Raw genomic sequence first — 24,680 nt, 5'->3', positions numbered from 1 at the left:
GCGTCTTTCCGGCTGCCCAGGACTCCCCCGATGCCCATCGTCCGCATGACCGACCTCGACCTGACCGGCAAGCGCGTGCTGATCCGCCAGGATCTCAACGTGCCGATCGACGCCGGCCGCATCACCTCCGAACAGCGCATCACCGCGTCGCTGCCCACGCTGAAGCTGGCCTTGCAGAAGGGTGCGGCGGTGATGGTTACCTCGCACCTGGGCCGGCCGAAGGAAGGCGTGTGGAGCGAGGCCGATTCGCTGGCGCCGGTCGCTGCGCGCCTGACCGAACTGCTGGGCGTGGACGTGCCGCTGGTGAAGGACTGGGTCGACGGCGTGGACGTGCAGCCGGGCCAGATCGTCCTGCTCGAGAACTGCCGCATGAACGTCGGTGAGGGCAAGGACGACGAGGCCCTGTCGAAGAAGTACGCCGCGCTGTGCGATGTGTTCGTCATGGACGCATTCGGCACGGCGCACCGCGCGCAGGCTTCCACGCACGGCGTGATCCGCTTCGCGGCCGTGGCGGCGGGCGGCCCGCTGCTGATGGCGGAACTGGATGCGCTGGACAAGGCGCTGGCCAGCCCCGCGCGCCCGCTGCTGGCCATCGTCGCCGGCAGCAAGGTGTCCACCAAGCTCGAACTGCTGACCAGCCTGGTCGGCAAGGTCGACCAGCTGATCGTCGGTGGCGGCATCGCCAACACGTTCATCGCCGCCGAAGGGCACACGGTGGGCAAGTCGCTGTACGAGGCCGACCTCATCGAGACGGCGAAGAAGATCGACGCCGACGCCAAGGCCCGTGGCGCCGAGATCCCGCTGCCCGACGACGTGGTGGTGGCCACGGCCTTCGCGGCCGATGCGCCGGCGACCGTCAAGGCCGTCGATGCGGTCGGCGCGGATGACCTGATCCTCGACATCGGTCCGACCACTGCGCAGCGCTATGCCGAGTTGATCAAGTCCGCCGGCACCGTGGTGTGGAACGGCCCGGTCGGCGTGTTCGAATTCGACGCCTTCGGCAAGGGCACCGAGACGCTGGCGCGCGCGATCGCGCAGTCGCCGGCCTTCTCCATCGCCGGTGGCGGCGACACGCTGGCCGCGGTCGACAAGTACGGCATCGCCGACGACGTCAGCTACATCTCCACCGGTGGCGGCGCGTTCCTCGAGTTCCTGGAAGGCAAGACGCTGCCTGCCGTCGCCGCCCTGGAGGCGCGCGGCGCGTGAGCCGTCCCACGCTGTTCTTCGATCTCGACGGCACGTTGATCGATTCCGCCATCGGCATCACCCGCTGCGTCGCGCACGCGCTGACGCAGCTCGATCATCCGGTGCCGACGGAGGCCGAACTGCGCGGTTGGATCGGCCCGTCGCTGCGTACGAGCTTCATGCCGCTGCTGGGCGATCCGGCACGTGTGGAGGCGGCGGTCGAGCTCTATCTCGAGCGCTTCGAGTCGCATGGCTGGCTGGAGCACCAGGTCTATGCCGGCATCGGCGACGCGATCGAGGCCCTGCATGCGGACGGGCATCGGCTCGCCGTGGTCACCGCGAAGAACGAGCCGCACGCGCGCAAGATCCTCGCGCACCTGCCGTTCGGGCACCGCTTCGAGAACATCATCGGCGCGACGGCCGATGGCCGTCTTAGCCACAAGGCGGACCTGATCGCAGAAGCCCTGCGGCGGCTCGCGCTCACGCCGGACGCCTGCTGGATGATCGGCGACCGCCGCATGGATATCGAAGGCGCGCGCCACCACGGCATGCGCAACGTCGGCGTGTTGTGGGGCTTCGGCGGAGAACAGGAATTGCGCGATGCGGGCGCGGATCATCTCGTGAAAGCGCCTGGGCAACTGGCACCGTTGTTCGGCTGAAACGTTACGATCAAACGCGCGTTTCATCCGTTGCGTTTGCGCAGTCGGGTGTGCGTGCGCAGCATCGTGGCCCGATGCTCAGACCAAAAAAATACCAGTCGCGCGATCCTGCGGAATCGCGTGAAAGCGCTTGAAAACAGCGGTTTCCATGATCCCGGGCAGGCATGCGCGAGGCTGTCCCGGGACAGCATGCAAGCATGAAGATCATCGGTCGTTGCGGCGTTCAATCGCTGTGGTAGCGTTTGTGCGATTACAGGGAATCCGCACCATGACCGAACGCCAGCGCCGCACCAAGATCCTCGCCACCCTCGGACCGGCGACGGACCCGCCCGGCGTGCTCGAGGAGCTGTTCCGCGCCGGCGTGAACGTGGTGCGCCTGAACTTCTCGCATGGCGATCCCTCGGGCCAGGCCAAGCGCGCCGCCGCCGTGCGCCTCGCCGCGCAGCGTGTGGGCGCCGAAGTCGGCATCCTCGCCGATCTGCCGGGCCCGAAGATCCGCATCGAGCGCTTCTCCGAAGGCAAGATCGTGCTGAAGAAAGGCGACCGCTTCGATCTGGTCGCCAACGCGGACGCGCCTCCGGGCGACATCCACCAGGTCGGCGTCAGCTACCTGGGCCTGCCGGGCGACGTGGCGGCGGACGATGTGCTGCTGCTCGACGACGGCCTGATGCAGCTGCAGGTGGTGCAGGTCGACGGCGAGCGCATCGTCTGCACGGTGCTCAACGACGGCGTGCTGTCCGACCGCAAGGGCCTGAACAAGCAGGGCGGCGGCCTGTCGCTGGGCGCGCTGACCGAGCGCGACCGCGAACTGATCGCGTACGTGGCCGAGAACATCGGCGTGGATTTCATCGCCGTGTCGTTCTGCCGCAACGCCGAAGACATGAACGAGGCCCGCCGCATCGCGCGCCAGCACGGTTGCGATGCCGCACTGGTGTCGAAGATCGAGCGCACCGAAGCCATCGAGAACCTGACCGAGATCGTCGATGCCAGCGACGTGGTGATGGTGGCGCGCGGCGACCTCGGCGTGGAGATCGGCGATGCCGAGCTGCCGGGCCTGCAGAAGAAGATCATCCGCGAGTCGCTGGCGCAGAACAAAGTGGTGATCACCGCCACCCAGATGCTGCAGTCGATGGTGGACAGCCCGATCCCGACGCGCGCCGAAGTGCTGGACGTGGCGAATGCCGTCATCGACGGCACCGACGCGGTGATGCTCTCCGCCGAAACCGCCGCCGGCAGCTATCCGGTGCGCGCGGTGGAGGCGATGGCGCGCATTTGCCTGGGCGCCGAGAAGCAGTTCGAGATGGACACCGATTTCGAGAAGGCGCCGCGCAATCTCGAGCGCGCCGACCAGGCGATCGCGATGGCGACGATGTTCCTATCCGAGCACATCGGCGTGCGTGCGATCGTGGCGATGACCGAATCCGGCGGCACCGCGCGCTTCCTGTCGCGCTTCCGCTCCAGCGCGCCGATCTACGCGTTCTCGCGCCACGACGGCGCCCGCCGCAAGATGGCGATGATCCGCGATGTGTTTCCGATCGCGTTCGACAGCCGCGGCCTGGCGCCGCGCGAAGCCGCGCGCGATGCGATGCGCGTGCTGCACGACCGCACGCTGCTGGCCGAGGGCGACCGCGTGATCTTCACCAGCGGCGACCACATGGAGCAGCACGGCGCCACCAACACGCTGCGCCTGCTGCAGATGGGCGAGCGCGGCAAGGCCGAGGGACTGGGCGAGCTGTAACCGGTTTCCGGGATTCCCGCCGCGTCCGGATCCGGGCGCGCCGCGGCGCGTTCATCATCAGGGTTGCCCGCTGCCGGCGCGGCGCGGGCTACAATTGGTATCTTTCCCGCCGCTTCCCCAGGAACCCCATGAGCATCGAACAGCTTGCCGAAACCGCCCAGGCCATGGTGGCCGCGGGCAAGGGCATCATCGCGATCGACGAGTCCACCACCACCATCGCCAAGCGGTTCCAGGGCGTGGGCATCGAGAACACGGAAGAGAACCGCCGCGCCTACCGCGAGCTGCTGCTCACCACGCCCAAGCTGTCCGATTACATCTCCGGCGCCATCCTGTACGACGAAACGATCCGCCAGTCCACCAAGGACGGCGTGCCGTTCGCCAAGTACATGAGCGAGCACGGCATCATCCCGGGCATCAAGGTGGACAAGGGCACGCACGCCCTGGCCGGCTGCCCCGGCGAAGTGGTCACCGAAGGCCTGGACGGCCTGCGCGACCGCCTGAAGGAGTACTACAAGCTGGGTGCCCGCTTCGCCAAGTGGCGCGCGGTGATCACCATCGGCGAAGACATCCCGTCCGGCACCTGCATCGAAGCCAACGCCCATGCGCTGGCCCGTTATGCCGCGCTGTGCCAGGAATGCGGCCTGGTGCCGATGGTGGAGCCGGAAGTGCTGATGGACGGCGACCACAACATCGAAGTCTGCTACGAAGTGACCGAAGCCGTGCTGCGTTCGCTGTTCGGCGCGCTGTACGAGCAGAACGTGCTGCTGGAAGGCACCATCCTGAAGGCCTCGATGGTCATCGCCGGCAAGGACAGCGATGAGCAGGCCGACGTCGACGAAGTGGCCGAGTCCACCGTGATGTGCCTGAAGAGCACCGTGCCGGCGATCCTGCCGGGCATCGTGTTCCTGTCCGGCGGCCAGACCGACGAGCAGTCCACCGCCCACCTCAATGCGATGAACCAGCTCGGCAGCCTGCCGTGGCCGCTCAGCTTCTCCTACGGCCGCGCCATGCAGCAGGCCGCGCTGAAGCTGTGGTCGCAGGACCTGAAGGGCAACTTCGCCAAGGCCCAGGCCGTGGTGTACGAGCGCGCGAAGGAAAATGGCCTGGCCGCGCTGGGCAAGTGGGAAGGCTGAGCGCCTGCGCTCAGCGGTGACGGCCCTCAGGGCCGTCCGTGATCCAGGAAACGCCGGCGCAAGCCGGCGTTTTTCGTTAGGCGCTCGCGCGAGCCCGTTTCGCCGCGTTCTCCGCCATCCGGCGGTCGGCGTAATCCATCGTCAGGTCGGAAGCGGTCTTCAGTGCGGTGAAGCACAGCGTCATCAGCACGCCGCTGCCCAGTGCGGCACTGGCCAGGATGATCAGGTGCATCGGGATCACGCGCAGGTAGGGCAGGAACATCAGCGCGCCCAGGCTGGGTTTGCCGTCGATGTCGGCGGCGTGCTGCACGGCATAGGTCTGCCGCTGCGAATAGACGAACGACAGGCCGCACAGCACCAGCAAGACGATGTCGCGCGGGTTGGCCACGGTGTGGTGCACGCACAGGAACACGAAGTACACGGCGTGGAAGAAGCCGTAGTGCAGGGAGAAGAAACTGGCCGTGGAGCGCTTGCCGGCCTCGTCCTCGCTGACGCGCTGACCGCCGGAGGTGAAGCCCTCGGTGGTGAAGTCGCGCAGGGCCAGCATCCGTTTGCGGGCGTACCAGCCGATCACCACGCTCTGGATCCAGTACGGCCAGACGAGCCAGCCGGTCTCCCAGTCGAAGACCAGGGCCAGGACCAAGGTCAGCAGGTTGGAACCGAGCAGGGCGAGGGTAGAGGGGCGCATCCGTTCAGGATACGGCAGGCCTGGGCCTTGCCGCACAAGGGATCCGCCGGCTCCAACCTGAACGGAATACCACTGCCTTGAACATTATTGCCTAAGCATCTATATCATAGGCAGCCATGAAGACCCCTGCCGGCAACAGCACCATCGGATACCTGATCGCGGACCTCAGCCGGCTGTTCGGCCGCGTGTTCGACCGGCGCGCCTCGCACCTGGGCCTGACCCGCGTGCAGTGGCGCGCGCTCAAGCGCATCCACCAGAGCGAAGGCATCACCCAGTCCGAACTGGCGGACCTGCTCGACATGGAGCCGATCGCGGTCGGGCGCGTCATCGACCGCCTGCAGAAGGCCGGCTTCGTCGAACGCCGCAGCGACCCCGATGACCGCCGCGTGTGGCGGCTGCACCTGCTGCCCCCCTCGGAAGCGGTGATGCATGACATCGAAGCCGTCGCCGTGTCGGTCCGCGAGGACTGCCTGGCCGGCATCGAGGCGGACGAACTGGCCACCGCGCTGAAGGTGCTCGGCCAGATCCGCGAAAACCTCTCCCAGCTCGACCGCGCCAGCCGCGGCGAGTCCTCCCTCCGCAAGAGCTGACCCCCACCATGACCAGCAAGATCAACGAAGCCGCCGAGAACGCGGCAAAAGCTCCCGCTCCCAAGCGCCGCCGCGTGCCCCTGTGGCTGTGGGTGGCCGGCCCGCTCGCCGTCGCCGGCTTCTTCGGCTGGGAGTACGTCGCCTCCGGCCGCGAGGTCAGCACCGACAACGCCTACATCAAGGCCGAGCGCATCCTGATCGCGCCGCAGGTCGGCGGACGCGTGGTCGAAGTCGCCGTGCAGCAGAACCAGCCGGTGAAGAAGGGCGACCTGCTGTTCCGCATCGACGCCGATCCGCTGACGATCGCCGTCGCGCAGAACGAAGCGCTGGTCGCGCGCATGGCCAACTCCGCCAACGCCAGTCGCGCCAAGGTGGTGGGCACCGGCACCTCGATCCAGGCCGCGCGCGAAACGCTGACCTGGGCGCAGCGCGACCTGCAGCGCATGCAGCAGCTCGCCAGCCAGCAGCTGGTGTCGCGCAAGATGCTGGACGACGCGCGCCACGCCGTCGCCGAAGCGCGCACCGACCTGGCCGACGCGATCGCCAGCCAGTCCGAAGCCACCGCGTCGCTGAGCGGCAGCCCGGGCACGCCGACGCAGGAACTGCCCGAGTATCGCGCCGCCGCGGCGATGCTGGCCAAGGCCCGACTGGACCTGGACCACGCCGAGGTGCGTGCGCCGGTCGACGGCATCGTCGGCCTGCACGACCTGCAGGTGGGCGAATACATCAACGTCGGCCAGACCGCGATGCCGCTGGTCGCCACGTCGCCGATCTGGGTGGAAGCCAACTTCAAGGAAACCGAGCTGGAGAAGATGAAGGTCGGCCAGGCGGCGATCATCGAGGTCGACAGCTATCCGGGCGTGAAGTGGAAGGCGCACGTGGCCTCCATCGCGCCGGCCTCCGGTGCCGAGTTCAGCGTGCTGCCGCCGCAGAACGCGACCGGCAACTGGGTGAAGATCGTCCAGCGCATCCCGGTGCGCCTGGAAATCGACAGCGCCGCCGCGGATGCGCCGCAGCTGCGCGCCGGCATGAGCGCCGACGTGCATGTCGAACTGCGCGATGGCGGCACGGCCTCCAGCCGCGCCACCGCCGCACGCTGAGTCCCTGTTTCCATGTCATCCCGGGCGTGCGCGGATGCGGGCGAGGGCACTGTGGTGGGGCCCGGCCCCGCTGACGCCGCGCCCCGGGTGACCTCTGGATCGTCGTGCCGCGCGCACGCCGATCACTTCCGGAATTTCCCATGAGCACAACCGCCGCTCCCGCTGCACCCGCGCAGGACGACACCGGCAAGCGCACGCTGCTGGTCGGCTCGGTGATGCTGGCCACGCTGATGCAGGCGCTGGACACCACCATCGCCAACGTCGCGCTGCCGGACATGCAGGGCTCGCTGTCGGCCACCCAGGACCAGGTGTCGTGGGTGCTGACCAGTTACATCGTCGCCGCGGCGATCCTGACGCCGGTCACGGGCTGGCTCGCCGGCCGCCTCGGCCGCCGCCGTTTGCTGATCATCGCGGTGAGTGGTTTCACCGTCGCTTCGCTGCTGTGCGGCATCGCCACCGGCATCGGTGAGATGGTCGCGTTCCGCATCCTGCAGGGCGTGTTCGGCGCATCGCTGGTGCCGATCTCGCAGTCGCTGCTGCTCGACGCCTTCCCGAAAGAAAAGCACGGCGCCGCGATGGCGATGTGGGGCATGGGCATCATGGTCGGTCCCATCCTCGGGCCGCCGCTGGGCGGCTTCCTGACCCAGAACTACAGCTGGCACTGGGTGTTCCTGATCAACCTGCCGATCGGCATCCTGGCGCTGGTGGGCATCATGGCCAGCGTCAAAAAGGACGTGCCGCACGAACGGCCGCTGGATGGCTTCGGTCTCGCGCTGCTCGCGTTGGGCATCGGCGCGCTGCAGCTTTTCCTCGACCGCGGGCAGAGCGAAGACTGGTTCGGCAGCCTGGAGATCCAGGTCGAGGCGGCGATCGCCTTCCTCGCCCTGTACACCTACGGCCTGTGGTGGTGGCGCAAGCGCGATCACGCGCTGCTCGACCTGGGCCTGTTGAAGAACGCGAACTTCGCCGTCGGCTGCGCGCTGATCTTCGTCGTCGGTATCGTGTTGTTCGCCACGCTCGCGCTGCTGCCGCCCTACCTCAGCTCGCTGATGAACTATCCGGTGCTGACCATCGGCCTGGTGCTGGCGCCGCGCGGTGTGGGCACGATGTTCAGCATGATGATCGTCGGCCGCCTGCTGGGCCGCATCGACGCGCGATGGCCGATCCTGGTCGGCATGGCCCTGATGGTGATCTCGCTGCACGGCATGACCCAGTTCGGCCCGAACGCCTCCATGCATTCGATCGTCTGGCTGGGCGTGGTGCAGGGCATGGGCCTGGGCCTGGTGTTCGTGCCGATCTCGACAGTGGCCTACGCGACGCTGGAACCGCACCAGCGCACCGAAGCCGCCGGCCTCTTCAGCCTGGTGCGCAACATCGGTTCCTCGGTGGGCATTTCGGTGGTGATGACGATGCTGTCGCGCGCGCTGCAGGTGAACCACGCGGAGATCGGTGCGCGCATCCCGGCCTTCGGTGCGGAGACCACGCTGCTGCCCGCGGCGATGGATCCGTCCACGGCCACCGGCCTGGCCCTGCTCAATGCGGAGGTCAACCGGCAGGCAGCGGCGATCGGCTACCTCAACGACTTCAAGCTGATGATGCTGCTTACGCTGGTGTCGATGCCGCTGGTGCTGCTGATGCGCGGCGGCAAGGCGCCGTCGGGCGGCAACGCCGGTGCCGACGCGGCCGCGGCGCACTGACATGCGGATCGAAGGCCTGCACCACGTCGCGATCATCGCCTCGGACTACGCGCGATCGAAGCGCTTCTACACCGAGGTGCTGGGGTTGCGCGTCGTCGCCGAGCACTTCCGTGCCGAACGCGACTCCTGGAAGCTCGACCTGGCGTTGCCCGATGGCACCCAGCTTGAGCTGTTCTCGTTCCCGTCGCCGCCGCCGCGCGTGTCGCGCCCGGAAGCCTGCGGCCTGCGCCACCTGGCCCTGCGCGTGGCCGATATCGATGCCGCCATCGCGCACCTGCAGACGCACGGCGTGACGACCGAACCGGTGCGCGTGGACGAGTACACCGGGCACCGCTTCACCTTCTTCGCCGATCCGGACGACCTGCCGTTGGAGCTCTACGAGCTCTGATGCGCGTGGTGTAGGAGCGACATCAGTCGCGACCGCACGCCATCGGAGACATTGGTGCCGGGGAAAGGCGCGCCGCGGAAAACACGCGGGCTTTCCGCATGTTTCCCTGCGATCACGGTCCCCAGTCGCGACTTGCGTCGCTCCTACAGAGGAGCGAGCGAGCCAGTGGGCGCGCTGGGCTTACGGCAGCGCAGCGTCGCCCAGCGACGCCAGCCACTCGTCGTCGGAGCCTTCGTTGACGCCTTCGAACAGGGGCGTGGAGAAGTAGCGCTCGCCGGTATCCGGCAACACCGCCAGCAGCACATCGCCGGGCTTGGCCTTCTGCGCGACCTGCAACGCGGCCGCGACCGTGGCGCCGGCGGAGATGCCGACGAAGATGCCTTCCTCGGCGGCGAGACGGCGCGCGGTGGCGATGGCGTCCACGTCGGTGACCGGCAGGATCTCGTCGGCGACCTCGCGGTTGAGCACCTCCGGCACGAAATCCGGCGTCCAGCCCTGGATCTTGTGCGGCTGCCACTCCTTGCCCAGCAGCAGCGATGCGCCTGCCGGTTCGGAGGCGGTGATGCGCACTTCCGGACGCGCGACCTTGAGCACTTCGCCCACGCCGGTCAGCGTGCCGCCCGTGCCCCAGCCGGTGACGAAGTGGTCCAGCCGCAGGCCGGCGAAATCGCGCAGGATCTCCGCCGCCGTCGTCTGCCGGTGGTAGGCCGGGTTGGCCGGATTGGCGAACTGGCGGGCGAGGAACCAGCCGTGCTTCTTCGCCAGTTCTTCCGCGCGCCGCACCATGCCGCTGCCGCGCTCGGCGGCCGGCGTCAGGATGACCTTGGCGCCGTACGCGCGCATCAGCTTGCGGCGTTCGATGGAGAAGGTCTCCACCATGACCGCGACGAACTTGTAGCCGCGCGCCGCGGCGACCAGGGCGAGCGCCACGCCGGTGTTGCCGGAGGTCGCCTCGATGATGGTGTCGCCGGGCTTCAGCAGGCCCTTGGCTTCGGCATCGAGGATGATCGCCAGCGCCAGGCGGTCCTTCACCGAGCCGCCGGGATTGAACGATTCCACCTTGGCGTAGAGGGTGACGTGCTCCGGCGCGATGCGGTGAAGTTTGACGACCGGGGTGCGACCGACGGTGTCCAGGATGCTGTCGTAGATGGCCATGGAATCTCCAGGGGGTGGCGGTCAGGCGGCCTGCAGTGTGGGCGCCGGAAGGTTGCGGGAATGTGTGGGGTGGACCGTGCCGAGCGGCGGCTGCCCGAACCAGTGCAGCGTGCCCGCCAGCGCGGCCACTTCGCCCAGGATCAGCAGGGCGGGCGAGCGCACCTGATGAGAACGCGCGGTTTCCGGCAGATCGGCCAGGGTGCCGTTCAGCACGCGTTGCTCGCGGCGCGAGCCGTTTTCGATGATGGCGAACGGCGTGGTCGGTGCGCGCCCGTGCGCCAGCAGGCGCTCGCGCAGGCCTTCCAGCCCGGCCACGCCCATGTAGACGGCCAGCGTCTGTCGCTCCTGCGCCAGCGCGGCCCAGTCGAGCGTGTCCAGCGAATCCTTGCAGTGCGCGGTGACCAGGCGCACCGCTTGCGCATGGTCGCGATGCGTCAGCGGAATGCCGGCATAGGCCGCGCAGGCGATGGCGGCGGTGATGCCGGGCACGACCTCGTACGGAATGCCGTGCGCGCGCAGGAACTCCAGCTCTTCGCCGCCGCGCCCGAACACGAACGGATCGCCGCCCTTCAATCGCACCACGCGGCGTCCGGCGCGCGCGTGCTCGAGCATCAGCGCGTGGATGTCCTCCTGTCGCGTGCTTTGTCCCGTCGCCGACTTGCCGACTTCGATGTAGGTCGCGTCGCGACGGCCGAGGCGCAGCACGTCCTCGCTGACGAGGCGGTCGTGCAGGACGACGTCGGCTTCGTTCATCGCGCGCAACGCATTGAGCGTGAGCAGGCCCGCATCGCCGGGGCCGGCGCCGACCACCGCGACGTTGCCGGTGCGGGACGACGGCGAGGCGTCATCCAGCGCGGCGAGGAACTGCTGTTCGGCCTGCCCATGCAACTGCTGGCGGAACAGCCGCGGCAACGGACCGGCGAGGATCTTCTCGAAGAAGCGGCGGCGTTCGGCCGGTCGCGGGAAGCGCTGGCGGATGCGCTGGCGCTGGCGCGTGAACAACTCGGCGAGCGAGGCCCACGAATCGTCCAGCAGGGTCTCCAACTGGCGGCGCAGGTGCCGTGCCAGCATCGGCGCGCCGCCGCCGCTGGAAATCGCGACCTGCAGCGCCCCGCGTTCCACGATGGCCGGCACCTGGAAGCTGGACAGTGCGGCGTCGTCGACCACATTGGCCAGCACGCGACGCGCTTCGGCGGCCGTGGCGATGGCGCGATTGACGGTGCGGTCGCCGGTGGCGGCGACCACCAGCCAGGCATCGTCCACGTGCGCGGGTTCGAACACACCTTCCAGCCAGTCGATCCTCCCTGCGGCGTGCCAGGCGGTCAGCGATGCGGTCAGGGTCGGCGCCACCACCCGGGGCCGTGCGCCGGTGCGGAGCAGGGCGTCGGTCTTGCGCTCGGCGACCGCGCCGCCGCCCACGACCAGTACCCGGCGGCCTTGCAGATCGGCGAACAGGGGAAACAGCGGAGCGCTCACGGGGTCGGCGGGCAGGGGCGGGCTGATGACCGTACTGCCCGGTCATAGCCGCCGGAAATGACATCCCACCAAAACCATATGCCTTGCAGTTATAAGCAGTGCCGGCTACGGTCCGACGAAATCCTCTACATTCCAAGGCCCCCTCCGGTGGGCCCTTCACGCTCCCCACGCCGATGACGCTGACCCAACTCCGCTACCTGGTGGCGATCGCCGATGCCGACCTGAACATCACGCTGGCGGCGGCGCGCGTGCATGCCACCCAGCCGGGCCTGTCCAAGCAGCTCAAGCAGCTGGAGGACGAACTCGGTTTCCTGCTGTTCGTCCGCAAGGGCCGCAGCCTGGAAAGCATCACCCCGGCCGGCCAGGAAGTGATCGAGCGCTCGCGCCTGGTGCTGGCCGAAGCCAACAACATCCGTACCTACGCCGCCAACCAGCGCCGCGAGAGCCAGGGCCAGCTGGTGCTGGTGACCACGCACACCCAGGCGCGCTTCGTGTTGCCGCCGGCCATCGCCCAGATCAAGCGCGACTATCCGCAGGTCAGCGTCCACCTGCAGCAGGCGCCGGAAAGCACCGCGCTCGACCTGCTGACCCAGGGCGACGCGGACATGGCGGTGGTCAGCACCGCGGGCGACCAGCCGCAGGCCGGCATCGCCGTGCCGCTGTACCGGTGGCGTCGCCTGGTGCTGGTGCCGCGCGGGCATGCGCTGGAACAGGCCGGCGGCGTGCCGGGCATGGCTGATCTCGCCGGCCAGCCGCTGATCAGTTACGAGTCTTCGACCCGTCCCGGCTCGTCGCTGCAGCGCGCCTTCGCCAAGGTCGGGCTGGAACCGAACATCGCCCTCACGGCGCTCGACGCGGACCTGATCAAGACCTACGTGCGTGCCGGTCTCGGCGTGGGCCTGCTGGCGGAGATGGCGGTGAGCGCGGCGGACACCGACCTGCGCGCGTGGGCGGCGCCGGCGGAAGTGAAGGAGTGCATCGCCTGGGCGGTGCTGCCGCGCGAACGCGTGCTGCGCGACTACGCGCTGGACCTGGTGCGCGCGCTGGCACCCCAGATCGATCGCCGCGACCTGCGCCGGGTGATCGACGGCAACCAGGATCCCGATTGGCCCGAGCCGCCGACCTGGCAGGCGCTGACCCAGACCATCACCAGCTAGGCCCCGCGCTCCCCCGTTGGCGTGATTGACGGAGGCCGGGCGTCGGGCGACGCTGGCGGCATCTTCCCGGGCACGTGTCGCTACCCATGAACCGCATTTCGAAGATGGTCGTGCGCATGTACGTGCCGGCGGCGGTGATCGCCGTGGGCGGCCTCGCCACGGCCGAAGCGGTCACCCGCAGCGGGCGTGCGTTGGGCGACATCACCCCGCAGCGGCTGGCCTCACTCGCGTTCCTGCTCGCCATCCTGCTGGGCACGGCCTGGGCGCTGCATTCGACCTGGCGGCTCTACCGCTGGGCGCGCGGCCGGGAGCTGCGCTGCGCCTGCGGCGGCATGATGTCGCGCGTGCGCTACAACCGGCAGCGGCAGAAGTACCGCAAATGCCTGGCCTGCGGCGGCAAGTCGCTGGAAGGCGCGCACTGCGGCGGCTGACGCCGCTTTCGTTACCCGCAGCCGGCATTCGCCAGGGTGCCGACGCATTCGCGGTACCCCGCCGGCAGTCCACGGATCTCATGCGTCTTGCCCGGGGCGAGCGTGAAATCCTCCAGCGGCGTACGCGCGCAGGCAGCGGGGTTCTCGTCCGCGGCGGGCGCGGGGCAGCGTTCGGTGTAGACGCGGTAGTGACACTGCCCGCTCTCGCTGGCGAAGCACTCGAACGTCGCCACGCCATCGCGCTGCGTGGTCTTGCTGAAGAGCGTATCCACGCCGTTCGCGCTGCTGTGGTGGATGGTGGTGACGCTGGATTTCTCGTTGCATCCTGCCAGGGCCAGCAGGCAGGACATCAGGGACGTGATGATGCGCATGGCGGTTCCTCGGTTTCCATTCGGCAAGGGCATGCCCACCACGGCGCGCAGGCGCCATGCCGGTGATGCCACGTTGGATGCCGCACGGGGCGGCAGGGTTTACGTCGGCGCTACATGTTGCGGAACAGGCTCATGAAGGGCTGACTGACGGTCAGCGTCTCCGGACGGGTCTTCAGCTTCAGCCGGCCGCGGCCGGTGTCGTCGCGGCTGACCGAGGCCACGGCCTTCATGTTGACGATGGTGGAGCGGTGGATCTGCTTGAAGGTGGTGGCGTCCAGCGAATCCAGCAGTTCGCGCAGCGGCGTGCGCAACAGCGATTCGCCTTCGGCCGTCATCACCGTGGTGTACTTGTTGTCGGCCTGGAAGTAGGCCACGTCGTCCACCATGATCAGCTTGGTGTCCTTGCCCGCGCTGGCGGTGATCCACACCAGCGGCGGCTTGGACGGTGCGGCCTGGCGCGCCGACAGATGGCGCAGCAACGCGTCCAGGGTGGCGCCATCCGGATGCCCCGCCGCCGCGCGTGCCTGGATGCGCTGCACGGTGGCCAGCAACCGTTCGCGGGTGATCGGCTTCAGCAGGTAATCGATCGCGCCTTGTTCGAACGCGTCGATGGCGTACTGGTCGTACGCGGTGACGAACACCACCTGCGTGCGCGGGCTGGCATCGGCCAGGCCGCGGGCGACCTCGATGCCCGTCAGGCCGGGCATGCGGATGTCGAGGAAGGCCACGTCCGGCTGCATCTCGGCGATCGATTCCAGCGCACTGGCGCCGTCCTCGCATTCGGCCACGATCTCCAGCTGCGGCCAGGCCTCCTTCAGCAGCGAGGACAGGGCGGTGCGCAGCAGCTCCTCGTCTTCGGCGATCACGCCCCGGAAGTTCATGCGGCACCTGCCTTGCCGTCCAGCGGCAGCGTCAGCGTGGCGGCGACGCCACTGGGGAAGTTGGAGACGATGGCGAACGAGGCGTCGTTGCCGAACGTCAGGCGCAGGCGCTCGCGCAGGTTCTTCAGGCCGATGCCGGTGCCGGTGCTCTGGCCGCCGAAACCCTGGCCGTCGTCGGCGACGGTGAGCGTGGCGTGGTCGTCGTGCTTGCGGGCGAGGATCCAGATCGTGCCGCCGCCGGTCTTGGGTTCGAGGCCGTGCTTGATCGCGTTCTCGACCAGCGTCTGCAGCATCATCGACGGCATCGGCACGGATTTCAGCGCCTCCGGCACCTCGACCTGCAGGTTGAGCCGCGAGCCCATGCGGATCTTCAGGATCTCCAGGTAGGCTTGGGTGAGTTCCAGTTCCTCGCCCAGGGTGGACAGCGCGTCGTCGGTGCGCGGCAGCGAGCTGCGCAGGTACTGGATCAGGTGGCCGAGCATGATGTCGGCGCGCGGCGGATCGGTGCGGGTCAGCACCTGCGCGCTGGCCAGCGTGTTGTAGAGGAAGTGCGGCTCGACCTGCGCGTTGAGCAGGTTCAGGCGCGCCACGGTCAGCTCCTTCTCGCTGACGGTCTTCACGACGTCGGCCTGCTCCTGCCGGCGCTGGTCGGCGACGCGGCGGGTGATGGCGCGGGTCACGGCCTCGGCGTTCTCCACGTTGACGCCATCGTCGAGCACGAACAGGTCCAGCCATGCGCTCGCTTCGGGGCCGACCATCAGGGTGATGCTGCTGGTGCCGTTGCCGGGCGTGACGGTGGCCTGCACGAGATCGCGCTTCACCGCGAAGCGGGCCATGATGTTGAAGCGCGAAGGCTGGCTGGGGCCGTCGAAGCTGTCCGCGCGGCGCACCTTGACCCGCACCTGCAGGCTGTCGGGCGCGCTCTCGACGTCTTCGGCGCGGGGCAGTTCGCGCAGTGCGCCTTCGGTCAGCGCGAACGCCGCGGCGGTGTCCAGTGGCACTTCGATCTGCCGGCGCTGGCGGCTCGACAGCGTGGCGCTGTCCAGGCGGCCGGTGATCAGCCAGATCCGACGCAGGTGGCTGATCAGGCCGATCAGCACCGAGATCATCACCAGCGTCGCGGCCAGGTTGAACAGCCAGCTGGCGGTGCCGGACAGGAACGTGTGGTCGAACAGGCCGTTCCACACCAAGCCCGCCATCAGGATCGCGACGAACCAGGCGATGAGGATGCGGATGATCAGGAGCAGGCTGGGGAACACGTCGGGCACCACGGCTTGGGGAGTGCCGTGGAGGATAACGGGGCGGCCTGCGGAGGGAAGGGGGGCCGCGACGGAGCCGGCGATCCGGCGATGAAACCGGGCTGGCCCGGCGCGAACGTCAGGCCCCGGGGCGGGCGGGCGTCAGACCTCGACGTGGATGCCGCATTCGCGCTTCAGACCGTTGAAGCGGGTGTCTTCCTCGCGCATCCCGGGTTCCCAGCGGCGCGTGGTGTGGAAGTCGCCGATCGAGACGTAGCCCTGCTCCCACAGCGGGTGGTAGGGCAGGTCGTGCTGCTTCATGTACTGCCAGACGTCGCGGTCGGTCCAGTCGACGATGGGATTGATCTTCCAGCGCGCCTCGCGCTGCTGCAGCACCGGGGCATTCGCCCGGCTGGTGGACTGGGTGCGGCGCAGGCCGGTGAACCAGGTGCCCACGCCCAGTTCACTCAGGGCGCGCTTCATCGGCTCCACCTTGCGCAGGCTGTTGTACTGCTCGATGCCGACCAGGCCCTGTTCCCACAGGCGTCCGTGGCGGGCCTCCATCCAGGCGCGGCTGACCAGCGGCCGGAAGACCTGCAGGTTGAGCTTGAGCCGTTCCACCAGTTCGTCGGCGAAGCGGTAGGTTTCCGGGAACAGGTAGCCGGTGTCGATCAGCACCACCGGCACGTCCGGCTTCTGCTGCGAGACCATGTGCAGCAGTACGGCCGCCTGCGCGCCGAAGCTGGAGGACATCGCGGCCTCCGCAGGTCCGTGACGGAGCGCCCACGCCACGCGCTGTTCGGCGGTCTGCGTTTCCAGCCAGGCGTTGTGCTCCGCGATCTGGTCGGTGTCCAGGGAAAGGGCGGGGGCGCTCATGCGTGCAGGTCCAGTGCGATCTGTCGGTGGGTGGGATACGACGGCAGGGCGACGACGCCACTGCGGTGCAGGAAGTCGCCGAAGCCTTCGTCGGCGTGGCGCTCGCCGGCATAGCGCGCGAAGAGCCCGTCGAGGACGTCGAGGATGGCCGCCTCGTCGATGTTCTCGCGGTACAGCGTATTGAGGCGCTGGCCGCGCGCGTCGCCGCCGAGCATCAGGTTGTAGCGGCCGGGCGCCTTGCCGACGAGGGCGATCTCGGCGAGGTAGGGGCGCGAGCAGCCGTTCGGGCAGCCCGAAATGCGCAGCAGGATCGGCGCATCGCGCAGGCCGTGCTTCTCCAGCAGCGGCTGCAGGCGGTCGGTGAAGTCGGGCAGGTAGCGTTCGGCTTCCGCCATCGCCAGGCCGCAGGTCGGCAGCGACACGCAGGCTACCGCCGCGCGCTGCAGGGCCGTGCCCAGGCGCTGGCCGTCGTCGAGCCCGTGCGTCTTCACCAGCGCGTCGATGCGCTCGCGTTCGCCTGCGGGCACGCCGGCGATCACCAGGTTCTGGTTGGGCGTCATCCGGAACTCACCGCGGTGCACGTTGGCGATCTCGCGCAAGCCGGTCAGGTGGGTGGCATGCGCGGTGTCGGCGATGCGGCCGGCGAACAGGTGCAGGGTGAGGTGCCAGCGCCCGTCCTCGCCCTCCACCCAGCCGTAGCGATCGCCGTTGTGGTCGAAGCGGAACGCGCGCACGGGTTGCAGCGTCACGCCGCTGCGGCGCTCGATTTCGCCGACGACGGTGTCGAGGCCGTGGTCGTCGATCGTGTACTTGAAGCGCGCGCGCTTGCGCTGCTCGCGGTTGCCGAGGTCGCGCTGGGTGGTGACCACGGCCGTGGCGACGTCGAGCAACTGCTCGGGCGTGATGAAGCCGGCCACGTTGCCGACGCGCGGGTAGGTTTCGGCATCGCCGTGGGTGGAACCCATGCCGCCGCCGATCACCAGATTGAAGCCGGCCAGCACGCCGTCCTCGAGGACCGCGATGAAGCCCAGGTCGTTGGCGAACACGTCCACGTCGTTGACCGGCGGGACGGCGAAACCGATCTTGAACTTGCGCGGCAGGTAGGTCGCGCCGTAGATGGGCTCCTCTTCCTCGCCGCTGCCGGCCACGCGCTCTTCGTCCAGCCAGATCTCGTAGTAGGCGCGGGTGTTCGGGAGCAGGTGCTCGGAGAGCTTCGTCGCCCAGGCCTGCACCTCGGCGTGCGCGCGTGATTCCAGCGGATTAGCGGCGACCAGCACGTTGCGGTTGACATCGCCGCACGCCGCCAGGGTATCGATCAGCGCCGCGTTGATGGCCTGCATCGTGGCCTTCAGTTCGCGCTTGATCACGCCGTGGTACTGGAACGCCTGGCGGGTGGTGATGCGCAGCGAGTGGTTGGCGTACTGCGTGGCGATGGCGTCCAGCTTCAGCCATTGCTCGGGCGTGACCACGCCACCGGGCGTGCGCGTGCGGATCATGAACTGGTACGCCGGCTCCAGCTTCTGCCGGCGACGCTCGTCGCGCAGGTCGCGGTCGTCCTGCTGGTAGCTGCCGTGGTACTTGATCAGGGTCTGGTCCGATTCGCGCAGCGCGCCGGTGACCGGATCGGCCAGGCTGTCGAGCAGGCTGCCGCGCAGGCGGTGGCTCTCGGATTTGATGTCTTCGACGGAGTGGCTGCTCATGGCGATGGTCCTGGGTGTGGGAGCGACGTGAGTCGCGATGGCTTCGTCCGGAGTCCTGGGATCGCGACTCACGTCGCTCCCACAACCGCGCGGGACTCAATACACATCGCGGCTATAGCGTCCCTCCGTCTGCAGCTGCACCAGGTACTCGCGCGCCGATTCCTCATCCAGTCCGCCGTGCTCGGCCACGATGGCCTGCAGCGCGGCATGCACGTCCTTGCCCATGGCGATGGCGCCGCAGACGTACAGGTGCGCGCCGTTCTGCAGCCAGGCGTAGACCTCGCGGCCGCGCTCCCGCAGGCGGTCCTGCACGTAGATCTTGCGGGCCTGGTCGCGCGAGAAGGCCAGGTCCAGGCGATGCAGTTCGCCGCTGCGCAGAGCGTCCTGCCATTCGCTCTGGTAGAAGAAGCCGTGGTTGAAGTGCGGGGCGCCGAAGAACAGCCAGTTGCGGCCGCGCGCGCCGGTCTCGGCGCGCTCCTGCACGAAGCCGCGGAACGGCGCCACGCCGGTGCCCGGGCCGATCATCAGGATGTCGCGGCTGCCGTCGGCCGGCACGCGGAAGCGTTCATTGGCCTCGACATACACCGGCACCTGGTCGCCTTCGTCCAACGTGGACAGGAAGCCGCTGGCGGCGCCGCCGTGGGCGTGGCCGAAGGCCTGGTAGCCGAGCACGTCCACGGTCAGGTGCGCTTCCTCGCCCACGCGCTTGCGGCTGGAGGCGATGGAATACAGGCGCGGCGCGAGAGGGCGCAGGGCGGCGACCAGTTCCTGCGCGCTCCAGCCGGCAGGCCAGCGGCGCAGTACGTCGATGATCTGGTGGCTGCCGAACAGCTGCGCCAGCGACGGCGCATTCGCCGGGCCGAGCAGGGCGTTCAGGTCGTCCGCCTGCGCGTGCGCGGCGTGCGTGGCCAGGAACGGCCGCGACAGGCGGGTCAGTTCGCGGCGCGCGGCCAGCCACTCACGCAGCGGCAGCGTATCGCCGCCGTCGCTGACCGCGGTCTCGCCGTCCAGGCGCAGCGCATCAAGCACGCCTTCGACCAGCGCGACCGGATTGCGGTGGCGCACGCCCAGCGCATCGCCGGGCTCGTAATGCAGGCCGCTGCCTTCCAGCGACAGCTCGACATGGCGCACGTCCTTGTCGGCGGTGCCGTGCTGGCCGAAGCGCGGGCCCTTGAAGTCACGGCCGCTGATGCGCTGGTTGAGCAGCAGCTCGGCCGGGAACGGATGTTCATGCGACCACGCGGGTTGGCCCGACGGACGCAGCGGGGTGACCGTGGCCAGCGGCGCGGCGGCTGCCGGCGCCTTCAACAGCTCGCGGGCCTGGCTGAGGGCCTGTGCGCGCCAGGGCGTGGCGACGGTATCGATGTCCAGGTCGGCCAGGCCGGCCGGCAGCACCCGGCTGCCGCCGAGCTCGGCCAGGCGCGTGTCGAGGCGCTGGGCGATGCCGCAGAAGTCGGCATAGCTCGAATCGCCCAGGCCCAGCACCGCGAACTTCAGTTCGGGCAGCTTGGGCGCACGCTTGCCGCGCAGGAACTCGACCAGGCCGATGCTGTCGTCCGGGGGATCGCCTTCGCCCTGGGTACTGATCACGATATAGAGGAGGCGTTCGGCCGCCAGCTCGCGCTGCGGGTAGGCGTCGGCGCGCAGCAGCCGCACGACCAGGCCGGCGGCCTCGGCGTCGTGGGCGAGGGCTTCGGCGGCCCGGCGCGCGTTGCCGGTCTGGCTGCCATAGACGATGGTCAGGCGCTGGGCGGTCTGCGGCGTCGCGGCGGGCACGACCGCCAGGGCTTGCGGATGCGCAGCGAGGACTTGAGGGACCAGCTGGGCCTGGGCCAGGCCGGCGGCATACCCGGAGATCCACCACAGGCTGGCGCCATCCAGGCCGGCCACCGCTTGGGCCAGCAGCGCCCGCCGTTCCTCCGCGAGGGGGATGGGGGCGAGGACAGGCTGGGTGGCGGACATCGGCAGGGCCCACGGGCGCGACTGGGACGGTCGATGTTAGGAAGCCGTTGCCGCGGGCTGAAAGGACGCATGGTTATGGGCTTATGTCCCCCGCTTATTTCGCCGGCATGAGCCCGCGGCCGAATACTGGCCGCCCTCCCGGTCCCATGGCGAAGCCCTGCTAGGCTAGCGCGTCCGGATTCCACCCCTGCCGCGCCCCTCGATGACCGCCGTACACCGCCTGTCCCACCTCGACCGCCTGGAAGCGGAAAGCATCCACATCCTGAGGGAGGTCGCCGCCGAGTTCCGCAACCCGGTGCTGCTGTACTCGGTGGGCAAGGACAGCTCGGTGCTGCTGCACCTGCTGCTGAAGGCGTTCGCCCCGGCCCGGCCGCCGATCCCGCTGCTGCACGTGGACACGCGCTGGAAGTTCCGCGAGATGATCGCCTTCCGCGACCGCCGCGCCGCCGAGACCGGCGTGGACCTGCGCGTGCACATCAACCCGGACGGCATCGCCCGCGACATCGGCCCGATCAGCCACGGCGCCACCGTCCACACCGACGTGATGAAGACCCAGGGCCTGAAGCAGGCGCTGGACCACTACAAGTTCGACGCGGCCATCGGCGGCGCCCGTCGCGACGAGGAAAAGTCGCGCGCCAAGGAGCGCGTGTTCTCGTTCCGCAACGACAAGCACCGCTGGGACCCGAAGAACCAGCGTCCCGAACTGTGGAACCTCTACAACGCGCGCATCAATACCGGCGAGAGCGTGCGGGTGTTCCCGCTGTCGAACTGGACCGAGCTGGACATCTGGCTCTACATCTACCGCGAGCACATCCCGGTGGTGCCGCTGTACTTCGCCGCCGAGCGGCCGGTGGTCGAGCGCGACGGCGCCCTGCTGATGGTGGATGACGAACGCCTCCCGCTGCGCGAGGGCGAAGTGCCCCAGCAGCGCCGCGTGCGCTTCCGCACGCTGGGCTGCTATCCGCTGACCGGCGCGATCGAGTCCGACGCCGATTCGCTGGAGAAGATCATCGCCGAGATGCTGGTGACCACCAGTTCCGAACGGCAGGGCCGGGTGATCGACCACGACCCCGGGGCGTCGATGGAGAAGAAGAAGCTGGAGGGCTACTTCTGATGAGCACGCCTTCTAGCAGCGCCGCCACCGACATCGCGTCCTACCTCAAGCAGCACGAAGCCAAGCCGCTGCTGCGCTTCATCACCTGCGGCAGTGTGGACGACGGCAAGAGCACGCTGATCGGCCGCCTGCTGTACGACAGCAAGCGCCTGTTCGACGACCAGCTGGCTGCGCTGGAGAAGGACAGCCGCAAGCACGGCACCCAGGGCGAACGCATCGACTATGCGCTGCTGCTGGACGGCCTGGCCGCCGAGCGCGAGCAGGGCATCACCATCGACGTGGCCTACCGTTACTTCGACACCGACCAGCGGAAGTTCATCGTCGCCGACTGCCCCGGCCACGAGCAGTACACGCGCAACATGGCCACCGGCGCGTCCACCGCGGACCTGGCCGTGGTGCTGGTGGATGCACGCAAGGGCCTGCTGACCCAGACCCACCGGCACAGCTACATCGTGTCGCTGCTCGGCATCCGCCACGTCGTGCTCGCAGTGAACAAGATGGACCTGGTCGACTTCGACCCGGCCGTGTTCGCGCGCATTGCCGCCGACTACCGCGCGCTGGCGCAGCGCCTGGGTATCGACGAGGTCACCTGCATCCCACTGTCGGCGCTGGAGGGCGACAACCTGTCGTCGCGGTCGGCGCGCACGCCCTGGTACGAGGGTCCCGCGTTGCTCGAACACCTGGAGCGCGTGCAGATCGACGCGCTGGACGGTGGCGCCGGCCTGCGCCTGCCGGTGCAATGGGTGAATCGTCCCCACCAGAACTTCCGCGGCTACGCCGGCACGATCGCGGCCGGTGTGGTCAAGCCGGGCGACGAGGTGGTCGTGCTGCCGTCATCGCGCCGCACGCGCGTGGCGCAGGTGCTCGATGCCGATGGGGAGGTCGCGTCCGCTTCGGCCGGCCAGGCGGTCACGCTGACCCTGGCCGACGAAATCGACATCAGCCGCGGCGACGTGATCGCCGCCGCCGGCGATCCGCCCGAAGTCGCCGACCAGTTCGCCGCCCACCTGCTGTGGATGTCCGACGCGCCGCTGCTGCCGGGCCGGCCGTACTGGCTGAAGATCGGCGCACGCACGGTGTCGGCCACGGTCACCGAGATCAAGCACCGCATCGACGTGAACACGCAGGAGCACCTGGCCGCCAAGCGGCTGGAGCTCAACGAAGTGGGCTACTGCAACCTCAGCCTGGACGAGCCGATCGCGTTCGAGGCCTATGCGCGTAATCGCGCGCTGGGCGGTTTCATCCTGATCGACCGCTACGACAACGCGACCGCCGGTGCCGGCACGCTGGACTTCGCCCTGCGACGCGCGGGCAACGTGCACTGGCAGCACGTGGACGTGGACAAGGCGGCGCGCGCGCGGCAGAAGGGACAGGCGCCGAAGGTGCTCTGGTTCACCGGCCTGTCCGGTGCGGGCAAGTCGACGATCGCCAACCTGGTGGACAAGCGCCTGCATGCGCTGGGTTACCACAGCTTCCTGCTGGACGGCGACAACGTGCGCCACGGGCTGAACCGCGACTTGGGCTTCACCGACGAGGATCGCGTGGAGAACATCCGCCGCGTGGCGGAAGTGGCCAGGCTGATGGCCGACGCCGGCCTGATCGTGCTGGTCAGCTTCATCTCGCCCTTCCGTGCCGAGCGCCGGATGGCGCGCGCACGTTTCGACGACGGCGAGTTCGTCGAAGTGTTCGTCGATGTGCCGTTGGCCGTGGCCGAAGCGCGCGACGTGAAGGGGCTGTACAAGAAGGCGCGTGCCGGCCTGATCCCCAACTTCACCGGCATCGATTCCCCGTACGAAGCGCCGGAGCAGCCGGAGCTTCATCTGGACGCGGGCGCGGGCGATCCGGAGGCGCTGGCCCTGCAGGTCCTGGCCCATCTCGGCCTCGACTGACGGGCGGTCGCCGCAAGGGTCATTGGTCATGGTCGGCTGTGTCCACCGCGCGCCCTTCGGCGCGTTTCAGGCACGAACCGCCGCATCCACCGCAGCGTATGTCACGCAGGCTCGCTAAACTGCGTGGATAACGAAGATTACGGGATGATCCATGCTCAGCCGATCCGGAACCCTCCGCCTTGCGGGCGTCCTGCCGCTCCTGCTGCTCGCCGCCTGCGGCGGGTCGGAGCCGCAGGCGAAGGCGAACGGCAACGCGGCGGAGCGTCCGATTCCGGTCACCACCGCGGTGGTGCAGCCATCGGCGTGGAGCGACACGCTGCAGGCGCTGGGCACCGCCAAGGCACGTGAGTCCGTCACCCTGACCGCGAAGGTCAGCGAGATCGTCCAGGACGTGCATTTCGAAAGCGGCCAGCAGGTCGCCGCGGGCCAGAAGCTGGTCACCCTGAAGGGCGACGCGGCGCAGGCTGCGTTGGTCCAGGCCGAGGCGACCTTCGCCGAAGCAGAGCGCCTGTACCGCCGGCAGAAGGAACTCGCCGACCAGCAGCTGATCGCGCGTTCGCAGCTGGACACCCAGCTGGCGTTGCGCGATGCCGCCGCCGCGCGCGTGCGCCAGGCCCGCGCCGACATCGGCGATCGCAGCGTGCGTGCGCCGTTCGCCGGCGTACTCGGCATCCGTCAGGTCAGCCCCGGTTCGCTGATCACCGCCAACAGCACCATCGCCACGCTCGACGACGTCTCGCGCATGTACGTGGACTTCCAGGTGCCGGAAGCGGCCCTGGCCTCGGTGGAGGGCGGCCATGCCGTCACCGCCACCGCGACGGCGTTCCCGGGCGAAACCTTCGAAGGCAAGGTCGAGACCGTCGATGCGCGCATCGATCCGGCCACCCGCGCGGTCACCGTGCGCGCCGTATTCCCCAACGACGGCCGCAAGCTGCGCCCGGGCATGCTGCTCGACGTGCGCCTGTTCCGTCCCGAGCGCCAGGCGCTGGTGATCCCGGAGATCGCGGTGGTGCAGGTGGGACGTGATTCGTTCGTGTACCGGGTGAAGGCCGACGGCAGCGTCGAGCAGGCGTCGGTCGCCGCCGGCGTGCGTCGCGATGGCCGGGTCGAAATCGTGAAGGGCGTGGCCGCGGGCGATCGCATCGTCATCGACGGCACCGGCAAGCTGCGTCCCGGCGTGAAGGTCGCCGATGCCGCGCCCGCCGCGCCGGCGAAGCAGGACGCGCCCGCCGCCGACGGCCAGGGCTGAGCG

22 protein-coding genes are annotated in these 24,680 nt (G+C 69.0%); 13 read left to right on the top strand and 9 right to left on the bottom strand.

The window, feature by feature from the left end:
• Nucleotides 1-30: 30 nt before the first annotated feature.
• The 4 genes from BLT45_RS14005 (at nt 31) to BLT45_RS13990 (ending at nt 4,715) form a co-directional block, all read left to right on the top strand.
• Nucleotides 31-1,206, top strand: coding sequence for a phosphoglycerate kinase (locus BLT45_RS14005; protein WP_093301168.1), 1,176 nt, complete (start codon nt 31-33; stop codon nt 1,204-1,206).
• Nucleotides 1,203-1,844 carry an HAD hydrolase-like protein gene (locus BLT45_RS14000; protein ID WP_093301166.1) on the top strand — a complete coding sequence of 214 codons (642 nt, stop codon included), beginning with the start codon at nt 1,203-1,205 and terminating at the stop codon, nt 1,842-1,844. Before BLT45_RS14005 ends, BLT45_RS14000 begins: the two co-directional genes overlap by 4 nt.
• 268 nt (nt 1,845-2,112) lie before the next feature.
• A complete protein-coding gene (gene pyk / locus BLT45_RS13995; protein WP_093301164.1) occupies nt 2,113-3,582 on the top strand; it encodes a pyruvate kinase in 1,470 nt (489 codons plus the stop codon).
• Between the two features lie 128 nt (nt 3,583-3,710).
• On the top strand, nt 3,711-4,715 hold the full coding sequence (locus BLT45_RS13990; RefSeq protein ID WP_056877970.1) for a class I fructose-bisphosphate aldolase: 1,005 nt from the start codon (nt 3,711-3,713) through the stop codon (nt 4,713-4,715).
• A gap of 76 nt (nt 4,716-4,791) precedes the next feature.
• Here BLT45_RS13990 and BLT45_RS13985 read toward each other — a convergent pair whose 3' ends face one another.
• Nucleotides 4,792-5,403, bottom strand: coding sequence for a DUF6498-containing protein (locus BLT45_RS13985; protein ID WP_093301161.1), 612 nt, complete (start codon nt 5,401-5,403; stop codon nt 4,792-4,794).
• Nucleotides 5,404-5,519: 116 nt separating this feature from the next.
• Here BLT45_RS13985 and BLT45_RS13980 point away from each other — a divergent pair, with 116 nt between their 5' ends.
• From BLT45_RS13980 to BLT45_RS13965, 4 genes are all read left to right on the top strand, one after another.
• Nucleotides 5,520-5,993 (top strand): MarR family winged helix-turn-helix transcriptional regulator, encoded by a 474-nt coding sequence (locus BLT45_RS13980; RefSeq protein ID WP_093301159.1) that lies wholly within the window; start codon nt 5,520-5,522, stop codon nt 5,991-5,993.
• Nucleotides 5,994-6,001: 8 nt separating this feature from the next.
• The gene (locus tag BLT45_RS13975; RefSeq protein ID WP_093301157.1) at nt 6,002-7,093 is read left to right on the top strand and encodes an HlyD family secretion protein; all 1,092 of its coding nucleotides are present in this window, start codon (nt 6,002-6,004) and stop codon (nt 7,091-7,093) included.
• Between the two features lie 140 nt (nt 7,094-7,233).
• The gene (locus BLT45_RS13970; protein WP_175455857.1) at nt 7,234-8,790 is read left to right on the top strand and encodes an MDR family MFS transporter; all 1,557 of its coding nucleotides are present in this window, start codon (nt 7,234-7,236) and stop codon (nt 8,788-8,790) included.
• A gap of 1 nt (nt 8,791) precedes the next feature.
• Nucleotides 8,792-9,178, top strand: a complete 387-nt coding sequence (locus BLT45_RS13965) for an SMU1112c/YaeR family gloxylase I-like metalloprotein (protein WP_093301155.1) — start codon at nt 8,792-8,794, stop codon at nt 9,176-9,178.
• A 180-nt stretch (nt 9,179-9,358) separates the two neighbouring features.
• Here the strand turns inward: BLT45_RS13965 and cysK are convergent, their stop codons facing one another.
• Together cysK and cysG are read right to left on the bottom strand one after the other, a co-directional pair.
• Complete coding sequence (gene cysK, locus BLT45_RS13960; RefSeq protein ID WP_093301152.1) at nt 9,359-10,333, bottom strand: cysteine synthase A; 975 nt, start codon at nt 10,331-10,333, stop codon at nt 9,359-9,361.
• Nucleotides 10,334-10,354: 21 nt separating this feature from the next.
• Nucleotides 10,355-11,809, bottom strand: coding sequence for a siroheme synthase CysG (gene cysG / locus BLT45_RS13955; RefSeq protein ID WP_093301149.1), 1,455 nt, complete (start codon nt 11,807-11,809; stop codon nt 10,355-10,357).
• Nucleotides 11,810-11,982: 173 nt separating this feature from the next.
• On the opposite strand from cysG, the gene BLT45_RS13950 reads away from it, so the two are divergent.
• Both BLT45_RS13950 and BLT45_RS13945 read left to right on the top strand, forming a co-directional pair.
• Nucleotides 11,983-12,966: a LysR family transcriptional regulator gene (locus tag BLT45_RS13950; RefSeq protein WP_093301146.1), complete on the top strand. Its 984-nt coding sequence runs from the start codon at nt 11,983-11,985 to the stop codon at nt 12,964-12,966.
• 86 nt (nt 12,967-13,052) lie between these two features.
• The gene (locus BLT45_RS13945; protein WP_093301142.1) at nt 13,053-13,397 is read left to right on the top strand and encodes a hypothetical protein; all 345 of its coding nucleotides are present in this window, start codon (nt 13,053-13,055) and stop codon (nt 13,395-13,397) included.
• An 11-nt stretch (nt 13,398-13,408) separates the two neighbouring features.
• Here the strand turns inward: BLT45_RS13945 and BLT45_RS13940 are convergent, their stop codons facing one another.
• From BLT45_RS13940 to BLT45_RS13915, 6 genes are all read right to left on the bottom strand, one after another.
• On the bottom strand, nt 13,409-13,768 hold the full coding sequence (locus BLT45_RS13940; RefSeq protein WP_175455856.1) for a hypothetical protein: 360 nt from the start codon (nt 13,766-13,768) through the stop codon (nt 13,409-13,411).
• A gap of 110 nt (nt 13,769-13,878) precedes the next feature.
• Nucleotides 13,879-14,649 carry a LytR/AlgR family response regulator transcription factor gene (locus BLT45_RS13935; protein WP_093301140.1) on the bottom strand — a complete coding sequence of 257 codons (771 nt, stop codon included), beginning with the start codon at nt 14,647-14,649 and terminating at the stop codon, nt 13,879-13,881.
• Nucleotides 14,646-15,908 (bottom strand): sensor histidine kinase, encoded by a 1,263-nt coding sequence (locus BLT45_RS13930; RefSeq protein ID WP_093302105.1) that lies wholly within the window; start codon nt 15,906-15,908, stop codon nt 14,646-14,648. Before BLT45_RS13930 ends, BLT45_RS13935 begins: the two co-directional genes overlap by 4 nt.
• A 141-nt stretch (nt 15,909-16,049) precedes the next feature.
• A complete protein-coding gene (locus BLT45_RS13925) occupies nt 16,050-16,763 on the bottom strand; it encodes a phosphoadenylyl-sulfate reductase (RefSeq protein WP_093301138.1) in 714 nt (237 codons plus the stop codon).
• On the bottom strand, nt 16,760-18,463 hold the full coding sequence (cysI, locus tag BLT45_RS13920; protein ID WP_093301136.1) for an assimilatory sulfite reductase (NADPH) hemoprotein subunit: 1,704 nt from the start codon (nt 18,461-18,463) through the stop codon (nt 16,760-16,762). The genes BLT45_RS13925 and cysI overlap by 4 nt, the downstream gene beginning before the upstream one ends.
• Before the next feature lie 96 nt (nt 18,464-18,559).
• A complete protein-coding gene (locus BLT45_RS13915) occupies nt 18,560-20,425 on the bottom strand; it encodes an assimilatory sulfite reductase (NADPH) flavoprotein subunit (RefSeq protein ID WP_093301134.1) in 1,866 nt (621 codons plus the stop codon).
• Nucleotides 20,426-20,627: 202 nt separating this feature from the next.
• Here BLT45_RS13915 and cysD point away from each other — a divergent pair, with 202 nt between their 5' ends.
• The 3 genes from cysD to BLT45_RS13900 all read left to right on the top strand — a co-directional run bounded on the left by cysD (nt 20,628) and on the right by BLT45_RS13900 (nt 24,677).
• Complete coding sequence (gene cysD, locus BLT45_RS13910; protein WP_093301132.1) at nt 20,628-21,539, top strand: sulfate adenylyltransferase subunit CysD; 912 nt, start codon at nt 20,628-20,630, stop codon at nt 21,537-21,539.
• Nucleotides 21,539-23,428, top strand: coding sequence for a sulfate adenylyltransferase subunit CysN (cysN, locus tag BLT45_RS13905; RefSeq protein WP_093301130.1), 1,890 nt, complete (start codon nt 21,539-21,541; stop codon nt 23,426-23,428). Before cysD ends, cysN begins: the two co-directional genes overlap by 1 nt.
• Before the next feature lie 151 nt (nt 23,429-23,579).
• Nucleotides 23,580-24,677 (top strand): efflux RND transporter periplasmic adaptor subunit, encoded by a 1,098-nt coding sequence (locus tag BLT45_RS13900; protein WP_093301128.1) that lies wholly within the window; start codon nt 23,580-23,582, stop codon nt 24,675-24,677.
• Nucleotides 24,678-24,680: the final 3 nt, after the last annotated feature.

The sequence above is a fragment of the Pseudoxanthomonas sp. CF385 genome, assembly GCF_900104255.1.
Classification (GTDB): Bacteria; Pseudomonadota; Gammaproteobacteria; order Xanthomonadales; family Xanthomonadaceae; genus Pseudoxanthomonas_A.
This window is presented reverse-complemented; position numbering and strand designations above follow the sequence as displayed.